At 46.7% G+C, this 14,553-nt stretch carries 12 protein-coding genes and 2 tRNA genes; 10 read left to right on the plus strand and 4 right to left on the minus strand.

Annotation, left to right across the window (positions count from 1 at the left end):
• The first annotated feature begins 4 nt into the window (after positions 1–4).
• The 3 genes from alr to IEV39_RS16575 all read left to right on the plus strand — a co-directional run bounded on the left by alr (position 5) and on the right by IEV39_RS16575 (position 3,108).
• On the plus strand, positions 5–1,108 hold the full coding sequence (alr, locus tag IEV39_RS16565) for an alanine racemase (RefSeq protein WP_005281314.1): 1,104 nt from the start codon (positions 5–7) through the stop codon (positions 1,106–1,108).
• Between the two features lie 10 nt (positions 1,109–1,118).
• Complete coding sequence (locus tag IEV39_RS16570; RefSeq protein WP_005281311.1) at positions 1,119–1,478, plus strand: RidA family protein; 360 nt, start codon at positions 1,119–1,121, stop codon at positions 1,476–1,478.
• 193 nt (positions 1,479–1,671) lie between these two features.
• Positions 1,672–3,108: an amino acid permease gene (locus tag IEV39_RS16575; protein WP_005281308.1), complete on the plus strand. Its 1,437-nt coding sequence runs from the start codon at positions 1,672–1,674 to the stop codon at positions 3,106–3,108.
• A 124-nt stretch (positions 3,109–3,232) separates the two neighbouring features.
• Here IEV39_RS16575 and IEV39_RS16580 read toward each other — a convergent pair whose 3' ends face one another.
• On the minus strand, positions 3,233–4,195 hold the full coding sequence (locus tag IEV39_RS16580; protein WP_005281306.1) for a hypothetical protein: 963 nt from the start codon (positions 4,193–4,195) through the stop codon (positions 3,233–3,235).
• Between the two features lie 190 nt (positions 4,196–4,385).
• Positions 4,386–5,267, minus strand: a complete 882-nt coding sequence (locus tag IEV39_RS16585) for a LysR family transcriptional regulator (protein ID WP_005228339.1) — start codon at positions 5,265–5,267, stop codon at positions 4,386–4,388.
• 165 nt (positions 5,268–5,432) lie between these two features.
• Here IEV39_RS16585 and IEV39_RS16590 point away from each other — a divergent pair, with 165 nt between their 5' ends.
• From IEV39_RS16590 to IEV39_RS16620, 7 genes are all read left to right on the plus strand, one after another.
• Complete coding sequence (locus IEV39_RS16590; RefSeq protein WP_005228340.1) at positions 5,433–6,950, plus strand: CoA-acylating methylmalonate-semialdehyde dehydrogenase; 1,518 nt, start codon at positions 5,433–5,435, stop codon at positions 6,948–6,950.
• An 11-nt stretch (positions 6,951–6,961) separates the two neighbouring features.
• Positions 6,962–7,852 (plus strand): 3-hydroxyisobutyrate dehydrogenase, encoded by an 891-nt coding sequence (mmsB, locus tag IEV39_RS16595; RefSeq protein WP_005281303.1) that lies wholly within the window; start codon positions 6,962–6,964, stop codon positions 7,850–7,852.
• 81 nt (positions 7,853–7,933) lie between these two features.
• Entirely contained in the window at positions 7,934–9,583 is a 1,650-nt protein-coding gene (locus IEV39_RS16600) for an AMP-binding protein (RefSeq protein ID WP_005281301.1), read from the plus strand.
• A gap of 10 nt (positions 9,584–9,593) precedes the next feature.
• The gene (locus IEV39_RS16605) at positions 9,594–10,721 is read left to right on the plus strand and encodes an acyl-CoA dehydrogenase family protein (protein ID WP_005281297.1); all 1,128 of its coding nucleotides are present in this window, start codon (positions 9,594–9,596) and stop codon (positions 10,719–10,721) included.
• A gap of 21 nt (positions 10,722–10,742) precedes the next feature.
• Positions 10,743–11,516: an enoyl-CoA hydratase gene (locus IEV39_RS16610; RefSeq protein ID WP_005281294.1), complete on the plus strand. Its 774-nt coding sequence runs from the start codon at positions 10,743–10,745 to the stop codon at positions 11,514–11,516.
• 12 nt (positions 11,517–11,528) lie between these two features.
• On the plus strand, positions 11,529–12,554 hold the full coding sequence (locus IEV39_RS16615) for an enoyl-CoA hydratase/isomerase family protein (protein ID WP_005281292.1): 1,026 nt from the start codon (positions 11,529–11,531) through the stop codon (positions 12,552–12,554).
• A 122-nt stretch (positions 12,555–12,676) separates the two neighbouring features.
• Positions 12,677–14,032, plus strand: a complete 1,356-nt coding sequence (locus IEV39_RS16620; protein ID WP_005281289.1) for an MFS transporter — start codon at positions 12,677–12,679, stop codon at positions 14,030–14,032.
• Between the two features lie 185 nt (positions 14,033–14,217).
• Here IEV39_RS16620 and IEV39_RS16625 read toward each other — a convergent pair.
• Together IEV39_RS16625 and IEV39_RS16630 are read right to left on the minus strand one after the other, a co-directional pair.
• A tRNA-Gly gene (locus tag IEV39_RS16625) sits at positions 14,218–14,293 on the minus strand.
• A gap of 45 nt (positions 14,294–14,338) precedes the next feature.
• Positions 14,339–14,414 (minus strand) — tRNA-Gly (locus IEV39_RS16630).
• Positions 14,415–14,553 lie beyond the last annotated feature (139 nt).

Raw genomic sequence — 14,553 nt, forward strand, 5'->3', positions numbered from 1 at the left:
TAGTATGCCTCGCCCGATTACTGCGGTGATTCATGCCCAGGCCTTACGCCAGAATCTGGCGGTGGTCAGGCAGTCGGTTCCTAACAGCAAAGTCTTTGCCGTGGTCAAAGCCAATGCGTATGGACATGGGATTGAACGGGTCTATGACGCTTTTAAAAGTGCCGATGGTTTTGCCTTACTTGATCTCGAGGAGGCAAAACGTCTACGTGCTTTAGGCTGGACCGGCCCGATTTTATTACTGGAAGGAATTTTCTCTCCGCAAGACCTATTTGATTGTACGCAGTATCAATTAAGTTTTACTGTGCATAGTGAGCAGCAGCTGGCCTGGTTGCAGCAACATCCCTATCCCGCCCAGTTTGATATTTTCCTGAAAATGAACAGTGGCATGAACCGTTTAGGTTTCAAGCCACCGCAATATCGTGAAATCTGGCAGCAGTTGTCTTCGTCTACGCAAGTGAGATCCGTGACCCATATGATGCATTTTTCCGATGCTGATGGTGATCGTTTCGGTCAGAAGGGCATTGACTATCAGCTCAGCGAGTTTGAAGCCACCATTCAGGATTTACCGGGCCAAAGATCGGTCAGTAACAGTGCTGCAATCTTAAGATATCAAACGCAATTGCAATCGGATTACGTGCGCGGTGGCATCATGCTGTACGGCAGTTCCCCCGATTATCCCAAACACAGCATTCAGGACTGGGGCCTTGCGCCAACCATGAGCTTGCGCAGCGAAATCATTGCCGTGCAACAGCTCAATGCCAATGAAAGTGTCGGTTACGGCTCCAGCTATATAGCCGAACAGCCAATCCGGATCGGTATTGTGGCGTGTGGTTATGCCGATGGTTACCAACGTATTTCAGCGACTGGTACGCCGGTACTGGTCAACGGAATCCGAACCCGAACCATTGGTCGTGTCAGCATGGATATGCTGGCGGTGGATCTGACTCCGATCAGTGATGCACAGGTGGGCAGTGAAGTGGTGCTATGGGGCCAATCCCGCACAGGAACAATTTTACCGATTGACGATGTCGCGGCGACCTCAGGCACCATTGGTTATGAACTGATGTGCGGTGTCACGGCACGTGTCAATTTTATCTATCAGGAATAAGGAAATAATCATGTCAAATTCAGATATTCAAAAGATCAACACCAACGAAGTCATGAGTGCGGTAACGGTATTCAATAAAGTGGTGTATTTGTCCGGTCAGGTGCCTAAAAATGCCGATCTGGATATTGAAGGACAAACCCGTGAAGTGCTTGCCACCATCGAACAATTACTGGCTTCAGCAGGAACCGATAAATCACGCTTGCTCTCTACGCAACTGTTTTTAAAGGATCTTTCAGATTTCCCTGTGGTGAATAGCATCTGGATTGACTGGCTAAAAGGTCATGTTGCGCCTTCACGTGCCACCATTCAGGCAGATCTGGTCAATCCAAAGTGGTTGATCGAAATTGCGGTTGTTGCAGCACAAAAATAAAGCGATCCGCTTTATTTTTGCTTAAAAAATATAAAAAAAGAAGAAAAGTAACGTATTTGCAGTAGATAAAACGTAGTGAGATACGTATTTTCTTGCAATTAAAAATGAGTCAGCCCGCAGGAATGGACGGCTAGCAATAGCACAACAATAACAGGCTGGCTCATGAGGGAAACGTAAAAAGGAACTTTTGGTTATGACGGTTACACATCAACAGTCAGAAGGCGAACAGTCGCCCAATGACTTGCAGCGCAAACTCTCCAATCGCCATTTGCAACTGATTGCAATTGGCGGTGCCATCGGTACGGGCCTGTTCATGGGCTCAGGAAAAACTATTTCACTGGCAGGCCCATCGATTCTGTTTATTTACATGATTATCGGCGGGATGTTCTTCTTTTTGATGCGAGCACTCGGCGAGTTGTTGCTGGCAAATTTACACTATAAATCTTTTGTCGACATGGCGCATGACCTGATTGGCCCATGGGCTGGCTACTATATGGGCTGGACCTACTGGCTGGGCTGGGTACTGGTCGGAATCGCCGATCTGGCCGCCGTGATCAACTATTTAACCTTCTGGCTGCCCGAAGGCACTATGTTTACCCCGATCGGGCAGGCCGCAATCAGTGCCGGTTGTGTGCTGTTTGTGTTGTTCCTGAATCTGCTGACGGTGCGTCTGTTTGGCGAAATTGAATTCTGGTTTGCGCTGATCAAGATTCTGGCGATCGTCGGGCTGATTGGTGTCGGCGGTTATATGATCTTTAGCCATTTCCATGCTCCACATGGCGCGGTGGCATCGCTCAGTAATGTCTGGTCGCATGGCGGGATGTTCCCTAAAGGACTAGATGGCTTCTTGGCTGGCTTCCAGATCGCAGTCTTTGCCTTTGTCGGGGTAGAGCTGATTGGAACGACCGCGGCAGAAACCAAAGATCCGCATAAGAACTTGCCAAAAGCGATTAATGCCATTCCGATCCGGATTATCCTGTTTTATGTACTGGCTTTACTGGTGGTAATGTCGGTCACGCCATGGAATATTATCCGTGCCGACAAGAGCCCATTTGTGGAATTATTCATGAATGCCGGGATTGTCACCTCGGCTATTATCATGAATCTGGTGGTGCTGTCTTCGGTGATGTCATCGATGAACAGTGGCGTATTCTCCACCAGCCGTATGCTGTTTGGTCTGTCTAAAGATGGTCAGGCACCGAATGCATTTGCACGGTTATCCAAAAGCGCCGTACCTGCCAATGGTCTGATCTTTTCCTGTGTGTTCATCATGGGTGGGGCAGTACTGCAATACTTTGTACCGAATACTCTTGAAGCCTTTACCTTGGCGAGTTCATTGTGTGTCATTCTGTTCATCAGTGTCTGGAGTCTGATTATGGTGTGCTATATCCGCTACCGTAAGTTACGTCCGGAACTGCATGCACAATCGAAATTCAAAATGCCGGGCGGCGTCTTCATGTCTTATGTGGTGATTGCCTTCTTGCTATTTGCACTGGTGATCTTGGCATTGGAACCGGATACCTTAAAAGCACTGTATGTCAGTCCTTTATGGGTGATTCTGTTGGCGGTGACCTATCAGTTGCTGTATAAGCCAAGAATGAAAAAACTCGGTCGTGAACTGGTGCAATAAATCCTGCCGAGTGGATGAAAGCCGATCTATAGTGATCGGCTTTTTTTATGCTCTGGTTTAACCACAAATATGTGATGTTGTATTAAATATTATCCTACCTTTAGGTTTAAATCCAAAAAATAATTTAAGGTGAAATTTGACCATTTAAATATATATTTTTAGGTCCCCATTTTACATCTATATCATCAAGTTTTGCATTGTTAAAGTTGAATAAAAGTGTCATTGGATCGTAACTTATATTGTTCAGACTCTCAGGAGTAACATGGTAGGTATCAGGAGGATCCATAGCACTAATCATACCAACTAAATCAACATTTTTAATTTTATTATTAGAAGTGTCAATATATAAAGAGTTAAAATAACTGTCATTAATAGTAGCTATTATTTTATTTATATCATGGTTTGTAAATTTAACTTGATCAATTTTTACGTTTAAGAAAGTATTTGAACCTATAGATAAAAACGTTTCATTATTGAAAGATGGTATTTTATTAACTTGATAAGGAGGTATTTCGAGCTCTCCAGTAAGAGTGCCATTTAGTTCAAGAGGAAATGTGTTATTTAAACCTAAAAGTTTTGTGTTAGAAAAAGTAATTTTACTTTGTCCTGTATTAGGATTAAAGTTAATTAATACTCCTTCGCAATTTGTAGGGGAGAGGCCACAATTATATTGGTTTCTTGAGTTATTAGTTTTATCAGTAAAAACTATAATACTAGGCTGACTATCATAATTATTTCTTATATATTCCAAGATTATATTATAGTCATGTAGAATACTAGTATTATTGTCCTTTATACTAAAGTTGAATTCTAAATTGCTTTTCCAGGGTAATAAATTGTTGTTTTCTAGTGGATCTATATATCTAGAAAAAAATTGAGTATAGATATATAGGGGATGATTAATATCTATCGCTTCAGTTGATGAACTCAAAGGAGTTTGATTATTGTTTTGCAAAATATCAAGCTGAACGTTAATTCTATTTTTAGGAGAGGTAGAGGTTGTTGGCATTCCATTATCATCTTTGCAGCCATTTAAAAAAAATAATGGGAATAATATTAAAGTTAGATATATAAGCCATCTTTTCATAATGCGGCCTCCTAGCCTGAGTAAATATTTTAAATTTTACTTAAAATTTATAATTACAGAAAAATATTTTGTAAATGGATATTTTGTTGGAGCGACTATAAAATATCATTTTTTAAATAGTCTTTTGATTTTTATTGTAAATAAAAGAGACGGGTGAATTGTCTGAGAAGTACTAAAATTATAATTAGGTCTAGTCCACCAGTAACTGTTGGTATTGATCTGCCTGCTGTCGTAAATAATCCCAGACCAGTTTGATGCGCGGATCATGTTGTAGATCCACAAAAGTCAGCATCCAGAAGGTATGGGTAAAGCGCACCTGTTGTTGCAATACCGCTTCAAGCTCAGGTTTATCATCGGCCAGAAACTTGGGCAAAATCGCCAGTCCTGCGCCTGCACTGACTGCAATCTGTTGCGCCAGAATACTGCTACTCCGGAAGTTGGCGCTCAATTTTAAGGGTAAGCGTTCCAGACAATACAGCTCCGGGCTATACACCAGATCATCAATATAATTGACGAAACGATGCTGGGTTAAATCATCCAGACCCCGAATCGGCGGGTTTTGGGCCAGATAGCGCTGGCTGCCATAAATTTTTAAACAATAATCGGAGAGTCGGGTAATGATATAAGGCCCCGAGGTTGGACGCTCAATCGACACCACAATATCCGCTTCGCGATGCGACAGCTTGATCATTTTCGGTACCGGAATCAGGTCGATGGTGAGCAAGGGGTACTGGATCGAAAACTCTGCCAGCAAGCGGGCTAAAAACGCCGTACCAAAGCCTTCGGGTGTGCCAATTCGCACACGTCCTTGCAAAGGCTGATCGGGCTTTTCAATCTGCAGAAAAGCCTGTTCCATTTGTTCGACCCGTGGGACCAGCGCCATTCCTTCCAGCGTCAGCTCATAGCCTGTGGCTTCACGCTTAAACAGGGTGGTGCCTAAGGTCTGCTCCAAGGCCTGAATCCGTCTGGCGACTGTACTATGTTCGACGCCTATCACGCGTGCTGCATTGGTCAAGGTCTTGGTTCTTGCCAAAACCAGAAAAAATTGTAGATGATCCCAATCCACTTTCATTGTTATTGTATTCCCTGTGCATATTTGCACAATAATCGTGCATGAATTTGCATTGGTGGTCAAAGCTTTCTTTGTTAGTCTCAGATAAAAGCCCAATCAGGAAAATACCACCCAAGGGTATTTCCGATGATTTAACACAATAAAAATACGACCTATGGAGAGGTTATGAATACAATCCAGAACATCCAGTTGGACACCGCCAAATTACTCATTAACGGCAACTTTATCGAGTCTGAAACCCAGCAATGGCAAGACATTGTCAACCCTGCGACGCAGCAAGTGATTGGTCGTGTACCCTTTGCAACGGCTCAGGAAGTTGATGCTGCGATCCAGGCTGCACAAGATGCTTTTGCATCGTGGCGTCAAACCCCGATTCAGGCACGTATGCGTATCATGCTCAAACTGCAAGAACTGATTCGTGCCAACATGAAAGAAATTGCACAGGTACTGACTGCCGAACAAGGTAAAACGCTGGCGGATGCGGAAGGTGATATTCAACGCGGTTTGGAGGTGGTTGAACATGCCTGTTCAGTCGGAACCTTGCAAATGGGAGAATACGTCGAAGGTGTGGCGCGTGGTGTCGATACCTATACCTTGCAGCAACCGTTGGGTGTGTGCGCGGGTATTACCCCATTTAATTTCCCTGCCATGATTCCGTTGTGGATGTTCCCGATGGCGATCGTCTGTGGCAATACCTTTGTTTTAAAACCATCCGAACAGGATCCATTGTCGACCATGATGCTGGTAGAACTAGCGATTCAGGCAGGCATTCCAGCGGGTGTACTCAACGTCGTGCATGGTGGTAAAGAAGTGGTGGATCGCCTATGTACCCATCCTGATATTAAAGCGATTTCATTTGTCGGTTCGACTGCGGTCGGTACGCATGTCTATAACCTTGCAGGACAACATGGCAAACGTGTGCAGTCGATGATGGGCGCGAAAAACCATGTCGCGGTAATGCCTGATGCCAATAAGGAACAAACCCTGAATGCCTTGGTGGGTGCCGCTTTTGGTGCAGCAGGACAACGTTGTATGGCATTGTCAGTGGCGGTGATGGTCGGTGACAGCAAGCACTGGATTCCAGAACTGGTTGAAAAAGCCAAGACTTTAACAGTCAATGCAGGGCATGAGCCGAATACCGATATTGGCCCGGTCATTTCAAAACGTGCCAAAGCCCGGGTACTGGACTTGATCAATAGCGGGGTCGAGCAAGGCGCAGAACTGCTGCTTGATGGTCGTGAGGTTCAGGTGCAAGGTTATGAAGCAGGTAACTTTGTCGGGGCGACAATTTTTAGTGGCGTGAATACCGACATGCGCATTTATAAAGAGGAAATCTTTGGCCCTGTACTGTCGATTATCTGTGTCGATACGCTTGAACAAGCGATTGCGCTGATCAATGCCAACCCATTTGGTAATGGCGTAGGATTATTCACGCAAAGTGGCGCGATTGCGCGTACTTTCCAGAACCTGATTGATATCGGTCAGGTCGGTATCAACATTCCGATTCCAGTGCCTGTACCTTTCTTTAGCTTTACCGGTTCCCGTGGTTCAAAACTTGGTGATTTGGGACCTTACGGCAAACAGGCAGTGCAGTTCTATACCCAGACCAAAACCATTACCAGCCGCTGGTTTGAAGACAGCCACGAAGTGGGCGCTGTTAATACTACCATCAGTTTACGTTAAGGGGATCACGGATGAATATCGCCTTTATCGGTCTAGGCAATATGGGCGGCAGAATGGCCCAGAACCTGCTCAAAGCCGGACTCACCGTCTATGGTTATGATCTCAGCGACGTAGCCATTCAGCACTTTGCCGAGGCAGGTGGTGTGGTTTGCGACAGCCCGCAGGCAGCGGCGAAACAAGCCGATGTCGTGATCAGCATGTTACCTGCAGCAAAGCATGTTAAAGACGTTTACTTAGGTGACAATGGGGTTCTGGAAGTGCTGAAAGCAGGCAGCTTATGCATTGACAGCAGTACCATTGACCCGCAAACCATCAAGGACATTGCAGCAGTTGCGCAAGCTAAAAACATTCATATTTGCGATGCGCCGGTTTCCGGCGGCACCATTGGCGCACAAGCCGGTACGCTGACCTTTATGGTCGGTGCCAATGATCAGACCTTTGATGAAGTGAAACCGGTACTCAGTCACATGGGCAAAAACGTGGTGCATTGTGGCGATGTCGGCGCAGGACAGATTGCCAAAATCTGCAATAACCTGATTCTCGGGATTTCCATGGCTGCGGTGGCTGAAGGGATGGCACTGGGTGCCAAGCTTGGCATTGATCCACAAGCGTTGGCTGGTGTGATCAACACCTCAAGCGGTCGTTGCTGGAGTTCGGAAGTGTGTAATCCATGGCCACATATCAGTGAAAATGCCCCTGCTTCACGGGGCTATCAGGATGGTTTTGCCACCCAGTTGATGCTGAAAGATTTGGGTCTTGCAGTTGAAGCCGCAGGGCAGGTCAAGCAGCCTGTGGTATTAGGCGGAATGGTGCAGCAACTGTATCAGCAAATGTGCATGCGTGGTCATGCGCATCTTGATTTTTCCAGCATTATCCAGCAATACCTGCCGCCCGAGGCATAAAAACGAAAGCCCAAGGACGGCTTTTATTCAGAAATTAAACCCTGTCATGAATAACAATGAATCCAGACTGAGGGAACACAGATGTTGAATTATAAAGAGACGGTACAGGCTTTCGATCTGGAAAGCACTGCAAAACAGATGTTATCCGGTTCAATGCAGGCACTGAATGCCTGTTATGAATGTTGTGATCGGCATGCGCAAGGCGACAAAATTGCCTTGTACTGGCAAGGCAAAGACGGTCGCAAAGAACAATATACCTTTCGCCAGTTACAGCAATGGTCGAGTCAATTTGCCAACTTTTTAAAGTCGCAAGGTGTGCAGGCGGGTGACCGTATTTCAGGTCTATTGCCAAGAACGCCTGAACTGCTGGTGACGATTTTCGCGGCTTGGCGTATTGGCGCTGTCTATCAGCCCTTATTCACGGCCTTTGGCCCAAAGGCAATCGAGCATCGTCTGCAACTGGCACAAAGCAAGCTGGTGGTGACCGATACGACCAACCGCAGCAAACTGGATGAGATTGCACACTGTCCCGCGATAGTCACCGTTGCTGATCCACACGGTGCGCCGTTGAAGTCAGGTGACTTTAACTTTTGGGATGCAGTCAAACAACAGTCTGATCAATGCGAACTGGTAATGCGAAGCATCCAGAATCCTTTTTTGCTGATGTTTACCTCGGGCACCACAGGGCCTGCCAAACCATTGGAGGTACCGCTAAAAGCCTTGCTGGCGTTTGGCCGTTATATGCAAGATGCCATTGGTTTGAGAGAACAAGATTCCTTCTGGAATATTGCCGATCCAGGTTGGGCTTATGGTTTGTACTATGCCATTACCGGGCCATTGTTCTTGGGGCATGCCACCTTGTTCTATGAAGGCGGTTTTAGTACCGATAGCCTGTGCCAAATTGTGAAAGATTATCAGATTACCAATCTGGCGGGTGCACCCACAGCTTACCGTATGATGATGGCGGCTGATCCGGCACAGATGGCACCGTTAAAAGGCCAGTTCCGTGTGGTCAGCAGTGCGGGCGAACCGCTCAATCCTGAAGTGATTCGCTGGTTTAAGCAGGTGCTGGATGCGCCGATTTATGATCATTATGGACAGACTGAAGTCGGTATGGTGGTGTGTAATCATCATGGTTTAAATCATGAGATTCGTGCAGGTTCCGCCGGTTTTGCCAGTGCCGGTTATCGCGTTGCGGTGGTCAATGAACAGGGTGAGGAACTGCCCGCAGATACCCCCGGAATTCTGGCCGTGGATATCAGCCAGTCGCCGATGATGTGGTTTGGCGGCTATAAGGAAAGCCGTAAATCGCCTTTTGTCGGGCACTACTATCTCACAGGTGATACCGCCGAGTTACATGCCGATGGCAGCATGAGCTTTGTTGGTCGTAGTGATGACGTGATCACCACATCGGGTTATCGGATTGGCCCTTTTGATGTGGAAAGTGCCTTGCTGGAACATGATGCGGTGGTTGAGGTAGCGGTCATCGGCGTGCCCGATCCGGACCGTACCGAGGTGGTGAAAGCTTTCGTGATTCTGGCGGCGGGGATACAACCTCTGGAACAGTTGGCGGAAGAGTTGAGCCAGTTTGTGAAAAAACGCTTATCAGCACATGCCTATCCACGACTGGTCGAATTCGTGACTGAACTGCCGAAAACACCAAGTGGCAAGATTCAGCGCTTTTTATTACGTAATCAGGAAATTGCCAAACAGCAAGCAAAGGCAGGGTAAGGAAGAAAAGATGCAATTGACCGAAGAACAAGTCTTAATTCGTGATATGGCGAAAAGTTTCGCCCAAGAACAGCTTAAACCCAATGCCAGTGATTGGGATCGACATGGCACATTTCCAAAAGATGCCCTTGCACAAATGGGGCAGCTCGGTTTTATGGGCATGCTGATTCCTGAGCAATGGGGCGGTTCTGACACCGGTAATCTGGCCTATGTGCTGGCACTTGAAGAAGTCGCTGCGGCAGATGGTGCGACCTCAACCATTATGAGTGTACATAACTCGGTAGGCTGTGTGCCGATTTTAAAATTTGGTAATGATGAGCAAAAAGAGCGCTTTTTAAAACCCTTGGCGCAAGGTGAAATGATTGGTGCTTTTGCCCTGACTGAACCACACACAGGTTCCGATGCCGCAGCCATTAAAACCCGCGCGGTGCAAGATGGCGATCATTACATTCTGAATGGTGCCAAGCAGTTTATTACCTCGGGTGATAATGCGGGCGTGATTATCGTATTTGCCGTGACTGATCCAAGTGCGGGTAAAAAGGGCATTAGTGCCTTCCTTGTGCCACGTGAGACTCCGGGTTATGAAGTGATTCGGGTGGAAGAAAAACTCGGCCTGCATGCTTCGGATACCTGCCAGATTGCCCTGACGGATGTGCGTATTCATAAAAGCCTGATGCTGGGTAAAGAGGGTGAAGGTTTAAAAATCGCGCTGGCCAATCTGGAAGGCGGTCGTATTGGTATTGCCGCACAGGCCGTCGGTCTGGCACGGGCGGCGCTGGAAGAGGCCACCCGCTATGCCAAAGAACGGCTGACTTTTGGCAAACCGATCTTTGAACATCAGGCGCTGGCATTCCGTCTTGCCAGTATGGCGACCGAGATCGAAGCGGCCCGACAGCTGGTGCATTACGCTGCACGCCTTAAAGAAGCAGGACAACCCTGTCTCAATGAAGCGTCAATGGCCAAGCTGTTCGCTTCGGAAATGACCGAACGGGTCTGTTCAAATGCATTACAGGTATTTGGTGGCTATGGCTATCTGAAAGACTTCCCGATTGAGCGGATCTACCGTGATGCACGTATTTGTCAGATTTATGAAGGCACCAGCGATATCCAGCGTTTAGTGATCGCACGTAGTCTATAAAAGCAAAGCAAGGAATCAAGCATGCAGTGGAACAGTATTTTATTAGAAAAGCGTCATGGGGTTGGGCTGATTACCCTGAACCGTCCGCAAGCCTTGAATGCGCTGAATAGTGAATTGATTAGTGAAATCAATCAGGCCTTGGATGCGTTAGAGAAAGATCGTGAGATTGGCTGTATGGTATTGGCAGGCTCGGAAAAGGCTTTTGCCGCCGGGGCCGATATTAAGGAAATGGCTGATCTGGCATTTCCAGATATCTACTTCGACGACTTTTTCCATCTGGCAGATCGTATCGCGCAACGCCGTAAACCGCTCATTGCCGCGGTGAGTGGCTATGCGTTGGGTGGTGGTTGTGAACTGGCACTAATGTGTGACTTTATCTATTGTGCAGACAATGCCAAGTTTGGTTTACCCGAAGTGACTTTAGGTGTCATACCGGGCATTGGCGGTACACAGCGTTTAACCCACGCAATTGGCAAAGCCAAAGCCATGGAAATGTGCTTTACCGCACGGCAAATGGGTGCGGTCGAGGCAGAACAAAGTGGTTTGGTGGCACGTGTATTTAGCAAAGAACAATTACTAGAACACACCTTGCAAGCCGCAGAAAAAATTGCAGCGCGTTCTTTAACCGCCAACATGATGCTGAAAGAAACCATTAATCGTGCCTTCGAGGTCAATCTCACCGAAGGTTTACGTTTTGAGCGCCGTATGTTCCATTCGATTTTTGCAACTTCAGATCAAAAAGAGGGGATGCAGGCCTTTGTGGAAAAACGGCAGGCAAACTTTAAAAATCAATAAGGGATCAAGAAAATGAATACAGAACATCACTTAATGATTGAGCAACAAGGCAGCTTAGGCATGATTAGTCTGGATCGGGTCAAGCATTTGAATGCGTTATCGCTTGAGATGATTGAAGGTATCTGCACACAACTGCAACTGTGGCGCAATGATGCTGCCATTCAGGCGGTTTTGTTCAAATCGAATAGTCCCAAAGCCTTTTGTGCGGGTGGCGATATCCGTTATCTGTATGACAGTTATAAGAATGCAACCGCTGATTATAAAGGCTATTTCAGTGCCGAATATACCATGCTCAATCTGCTACGCGAATATCCAAAGCCTGTGATGGTCATCCTCGATGGCTATGTACTGGGTGGCGGTTTTGGCTTGGCCCAGGCCTGTCATATTGTGGTGAGTAGTGAAAAGTCCAGATTTGCCATGCCTGAAACTGCGATTGGCTTTTTCCCAGACGTGGGTGCAACCCATTTCCTGTCTCGGCTGGATGATATTGGTGTGTATATGGCGATTACGGGAGAACAGATCAGCAGCAGCGATGCGCTCTATCTTGATTTGATCGATTACCATGTGCCGAGTGAGCAATTGTCTGCCTTACAGGCGGCGTTGATTGCAGCACCGAACCTGAGCAAAGCCAATATTGAACAGATCATTGCCCGCTTTATTACCCGTCCTGCTGAAAGTGAACTCCAGCAATTGGTCGAGCCGATCCGTAAGCATTTCGGTTTTCAGCATCTGGATGAGATTGAGCACAGCCTTGCACATGAACAGGAGGAACCGTTCAAAGCATGGGCCAGCAAGCTGCTGGATATTTTGCAACAGCGTTCCTTTATCGCCAAGCAAACCAGCCTGAAATTACAGTATCTGGGCCGTGGACTGTCTTTGCAGCAGTGTATGCAACTGGAACGGGATTTACAGGATATCTGGTTTGAACATGGTGATTTTATTGAAGGTGTACGCGCCTTAATTGTCGATAAAGACAAACAGCCTAAATGGCAACAGCGTAATCCAGAGCTGGAACAGATTCTGGAAGAATTAAGCTAAATACACTCTCCCTTCTATCTACAAACCTCAAGGAGTATCAACCCTCTGAACATGCTGGTGATCAGGATTGAGCATCAGCATAAAAAATATAAAACAAGAATATCCAAGCAAGGAAAATGACGATGCAAACAATACATGGAAACGGTTCATCTCCTAACAAGTCATCTCATCGACTGGCAGGTATCTCCAGTATGGTGGGAACCACCATTGAGTGGTATGACTTTTTTATCTACGGTGCAGCAGCAGCTTTAATTTTCAATAAATTATTTTTCCCGAATCTTGACCCGTTGACGGGCGTACTCGCTGCCTTTGCCACTTACGCGGTGGGCTTTATCGGACGGCCACTCGGTGGTCTGGTGTTTGGCCATTTTGGTGACAAGATTGGCCGCAAATCGATGTTACTGCTGACCCTAATGTTGATGGGAATCCCCACCGTGCTGATCGGTCTGTTACCGTCCTATGAATCAATTGGTTACTGGGCTGCCATTGGCTTGGTGATCTTGCGATTTATCCAGGGTATGGCGATGGGTGGTGAGTGGGGCGGTGCCGTGCTCATGGCTGTTGAACATGCGCCAGAGGGAAAAAAAGGCTTCTGGGGCAGTCTTCCTCAGGCCAGTACGGGCGGCGGGCTGATGCTGGCTTCGATTGCCTTGGGGCTGGTGTCTTTATTGCCTGAACAGGCCCTGTTTAGCTGGGGTTGGCGGATTCCCTTCCTGGCGAGCATTATTTTACTGGTAGTCGGTTGGTACATCCGGGTGAAGGTGCCGGAGTCACCAGACTTTGAAAAAGTCAAACAACAGGCTGAAGCAGTTAAAGTGCCGGCTTTACAGGTATTCAAGCAACATCCCAAGCAATTGATCAGCATTATTGTGGCACGTGCGGCGGAGAATGCATGGTTTTATATTGCCTCTACCTTTACCTTGGCCTACACCACCACACAACTGGGCATTGCCAGACAGGAAATTTTATTTGCCACCATTTGCGGTGCCGCCGTGATTTTAGTGATGACACCTTTATGTGGGCATTTGTCCGATAAGGTTGGGCAGCGCAATATGTTCATGTTCGGTCTGTGTGTGCTGGCGCTGTATTGTTATCCCTTCTTTAGCATGCTCAATAGCAAAGACCCGGTGCTGGTGTGGACGGCAATTGTATTGGCAATCGGTGTGGTCTTTCCGCTCATGTATGCACCGCAGGCACAATTGTTTGCACGGCAGTTTCCCGCAGAGATCCGTTATAGCGGTATCTCGATTTCGGTCCAGCTGGCAGGTGTCGTCGGTGGTGGTCTTGCACCGCTGATTTCGACCAAACTATTAAGCGTTGGCGGTGGCAATCCTTATCTCATCATGTTGTATATTGCTTCGATGGCAGTTGTTGCCATTATTGCCACTTCATTTATGCCACGAGATCACCGTCAGCAGGCATTGGCCACGGAGAACAACAAGCAAGGCGTCAAACTGCAAGCCAAGATGACTAAATAGTTTTGATTTTAAACGCGTTTAAAAAAAAGGTGCTTCTTTCAGCTGAGAGGTTCCTTTTTATTTGGAAGGCTGTGTGGAAAAGGGGGCTCAATATTTATATTGATTAAGGTTTTATTGTTCCACGTGGAGCATCATCTTGAGACAAAGAAAAAAGCCCTCATCTTTCGATAAGGGCCTTTTAAATTTGGAGCGGGAAACGAGACTCGAACTCGCGACCCCAACCTTGGCAAGGTTATGCTCTACCAACTGAGCTATTCCCGCATATTGAGCAGTTTTTACTAAAACTTACACTTAAAAAAACCAATCTGGAGCGGGAAACGAGACTCGAACTCGCGACCCCAACCTTGGCAAGGTTATGCTCTACCAACTGAGCTATTCCCGCGTGCCAGCTATAATACATTAAGCAAAACAAGGGTCAACAACTTTATGCAAAGAAAGTGTTTAATTGCATAAAATAAAAGCATTTTCATTCAAAAATAACCTAAAAAGCAAAAAAATGGATAAAAGTTTCGCTTCAAGAG

This window comes from Acinetobacter courvalinii (assembly GCF_014635545.1).
Classification (GTDB): domain Bacteria; phylum Pseudomonadota; class Gammaproteobacteria; order Pseudomonadales; family Moraxellaceae; genus Acinetobacter; species Acinetobacter courvalinii.

Bases quoted from the DNA above. Each gene is read 5' to 3' on its own strand.
- IEV39_RS16615 (WP_005281292.1), top strand. From the start codon at position 11,529: ATGAATACAGAACATCACTTAATGATTGAGCAACAAGGCAGCTTAGGC.
- IEV39_RS16600 (WP_005281301.1), top strand. From the start codon at position 7,934: ATGTTGAATTATAAAGAGACGGTACAGGCTTTCGATCTGGAAAGCACT.
- IEV39_RS16610 (WP_005281294.1), top strand. From the start codon at position 10,743: ATGCAGTGGAACAGTATTTTATTAGAAAAGCGTCATGGGGTTGGGCTG.
- alr (WP_005281314.1), top strand. From the start codon at position 5: ATGCCTCGCCCGATTACTGCGGTGATTCATGCCCAGGCCTTACGCCAG.
- IEV39_RS16585 (WP_005228339.1), bottom strand. From the start codon at position 5,267: ATGAAAGTGGATTGGGATCATCTACAATTTTTTCTGGTTTTGGCAAGA.
- IEV39_RS16575 (WP_005281308.1), top strand. From the start codon at position 1,672: ATGACGGTTACACATCAACAGTCAGAAGGCGAACAGTCGCCCAATGAC.
- IEV39_RS16590 (WP_005228340.1), top strand. From the start codon at position 5,433: ATGAATACAATCCAGAACATCCAGTTGGACACCGCCAAATTACTCATT.
- IEV39_RS16605 (WP_005281297.1), top strand. From the start codon at position 9,594: ATGCAATTGACCGAAGAACAAGTCTTAATTCGTGATATGGCGAAAAGT.
- IEV39_RS16570 (WP_005281311.1), top strand. From the start codon at position 1,119: ATGTCAAATTCAGATATTCAAAAGATCAACACCAACGAAGTCATGAGT.
- IEV39_RS16620 (WP_005281289.1), top strand. From the start codon at position 12,677: ATGCAAACAATACATGGAAACGGTTCATCTCCTAACAAGTCATCTCAT.
- IEV39_RS16580 (WP_005281306.1), bottom strand. From the start codon at position 4,195: ATGAAAAGATGGCTTATATATCTAACTTTAATATTATTCCCATTATTT.
- mmsB (WP_005281303.1), top strand. From the start codon at position 6,962: ATGAATATCGCCTTTATCGGTCTAGGCAATATGGGCGGCAGAATGGCC.